Annotated in this window: 3 protein-coding genes; all 3 read right to left on the reverse strand. The window is 59.1% G+C overall.

The window, feature by feature from the left end:
- Positions 1-385: 385 nt before the first annotated feature.
- Positions 386-916 carry a hypothetical protein gene (locus tag BLP76_RS18495; RefSeq protein WP_092816708.1) on the reverse strand — a complete coding sequence of 177 codons (531 nt, stop codon included), beginning with the start codon at positions 914-916 and terminating at the stop codon, positions 386-388.
- Positions 913-1617, reverse strand: coding sequence for a hypothetical protein (locus tag BLP76_RS18500; RefSeq protein WP_092816710.1), 705 nt, complete (start codon positions 1615-1617; stop codon positions 913-915). The genes BLP76_RS18495 and BLP76_RS18500 overlap by 4 nt, the downstream gene beginning before the upstream one ends.
- A gap of 8 nt (positions 1618-1625) precedes the next feature.
- The coding region (locus tag BLP76_RS18505; protein WP_139163782.1) for a type VI secretion system tip protein TssI/VgrG at positions 1626-2606 on the reverse strand (981 nt) is incomplete at its 5' end.

Below are 2606 nucleotides of genomic sequence, written 5' to 3' on the forward strand. Positions count from 1 at the left end.
TGCCACTGCCGCGCGGTCGCCCCTGACGCGCCGGGGCCACGGACCCAGCGCGACCCTGGCGCTTCATCAGCTTGATCGCAAAGCTCTCGCTCACTATCTGTACACACCAAAGTATAACGTCGCCCACCCGATCGCCGTAACGGATATAAATATAATTAGTAAAATATACGACACTACGCTTGTTTCTATTTGGTTTTATTTCATTTACATCTCCCAATATTTTTTGATATACGATGGATCAATATCTGACCCAAACAGGTCTGTGAATTTCTCATCAGTCATATCCCCGCGCTGATAGTGATCGATCAGAATCTGACGAATTTTTTCTTGAACCACCCACCTATAATATTTACTGAGCCTCCCAATATTTCTGACATATAGTTACCTAATGCTTCGTATGGTCAGATTTTGAGGTGGGGCCTCGTGGCCAGGGAGCCCACCACAATAGCGCTGCCAGGAGCAGCACCAGATACAGCCAAGGCTCAAAGCTACTCCGGTAACAGCTCGGAGCGCCGCCGCGTTCGATCATCATTCGAAACGGCGCGAAAGCACCTTGGATCGCCGGGCCGGGCGCGACGAAAACGCCGCCCTGGGACGGCTTTAACTGCAAAAGGCCTTCCGCCGCCATCGCTTCGGGCACGAAACGCGCCGCAGCACCCGGTGGCGTCTGTGACAAAATCTCCAGTGAGCGGGCACAGTAGTCGATCTCCGGCCACGGGTTAAACCCTTGCCGCCCCGCCGAGCGGAAAACATTGGCCGTATCGGCGGACGCCTCGCACGTTTCTGTGGTGCATTGTGCCACCACCATTGGCTCGAAGTCCGCACCACGTCGCTTTTCGAGATACCACAGCAGCGTGAAGACCTCAGCGAGCGCGGTCGCCATGATACGGAAGAGCGGCAGCCATCGCTCGATCACTGATTTCTCCTGACCCGCAGATCGAAGGCGTCCCATTCCGCCTGTGTGATCTCGCCGGCAGGAATACGATTGGTCTCGATATCCTCCTCAATCTCCTGGATCGCATTGTTCAGCATGTGGATGTAGAGCGTCAGACCGACGCCCGATAGGATGGTGATGCCCAGCCCGATATGGCCGCTGCCTTTGACGACGACGCCCAACCGGGCAAGCGTGGCGGCGCTGACGGCGCGTTTGGCGGCCTGCGATTCCAGGCCGCCCTTCAGCGCCTTCCCGCCTAGTGTGTTGGCGGTTCCGTCGACACCGATATAGGCCCGGATGATCGACAACAGCGCCACCCGCTTGCGCAGCCGTTCCAACTCCGGCAGCAGTTCAGCCACCGTCCATAGGGTGTAGGGGACCTTGGCCCAAGCGGGCGCCCACTGGGCCATCGCCACCTTGCCGATGAACATGGTCGAGGCCGTCGGGCTTGCTGCCCATGTCTCGGCGGCGGCGCGTTCGATCTGCGTCTTTGTGGTCTGCTGCGGCCCCGAGTGCAGGTGCCCTTTGATGCACCAGCGCAGAAAACTCTCGAACACGACCAGGGCATGGACGTAGTTCGACCCCTCAAAAGGCGGGGAGTCCCACATCGCGCGCCAATCCATGGCGTCAACGATCTCCTCGACGCGGGTTTTGGGATCAACGGAGGTAACGGGGATTGCCATCGGGACTCCTAGTTCAGGTCGATTCGCACGCCAGTCATGGCAATGGGACCAGACGTTTCAACCTTCAGGCTCTTGCCGTAGAGAGTGATGTTGCCGTCCTTGTCGATGATAATACCGCCCGCTGCGTTGACCAGTCGGATGCTATCCATGGCTCGAATACGCATGGCGCTTCCCGACTGGATGGACATCAAGCGCTGGGATTCCATCGACAACCACCTGCCGGCGGTGACGCTAACGTGACCGGTCGAGGTGATGTCGGCGATTTCGGTCGCATTCATGCCCAAATAATTTCCGGAAACCAGAGTCAGGTCACCCTGCGCTTGAACGCGAACCGCACCGCTCGCCTCGCCCCAGTCCTTGCGAGACGCCTCGTAAGTTTCCGGATGCAGGCGGAAGGTGTTGCCAGCCTGAAGAAAGGTCGAAGCCCCCATGAAGTTGCCCTCGTCTCCGACGGAAATGTCGAGATTGCCGCGCACCTCCATCCGGCTGCTCTCGTCCACTCGCTCGAACTTCTCGCCAAGGATACGGGCGGACTGGTTGCGATGAACCAGGTCGGATCGGTTGCGCAGGACGCGTACGTTCATGTCCCGTTGGGCGTGGACGAAGACTTCCTCGAGGTTGTTCTCGTCTTCAAACGACAGTTCGTTGAATCCGGCGCCCTTGTGAGTATTAGACTTAAACACGCTTCGCGTCTTATTCGTCGGCAATTCGTAGGGCACCTTCTGCCTCGGATTCGGCACGAGCCCCGTAATCAACGGGCGGTCAGGGTCGCCGTCGATGTAGGAGACCATCGCCTCCATTCCGATGCGCGGGATGATCTGGCCGCCCCAGGTGCCGCCTGCCCAAGACTGCGAGACGCGCACCCAGCAGGTGTCCGATCCGTCCTTCTTGGCGCGCCGGTCCCAGGGGAACCACAGTTTCACCCGGCCGTACTGGTCGCAGTGGATCTCCTCGCCTTCCGGGCCCGCGACGATGCCCACCTGCGCCCC

Source organism: Afifella marina DSM 2698 (assembly GCF_900102695.1).
GTDB lineage: Bacteria > Pseudomonadota > Alphaproteobacteria > Rhizobiales > Afifellaceae > Afifella > Afifella marina.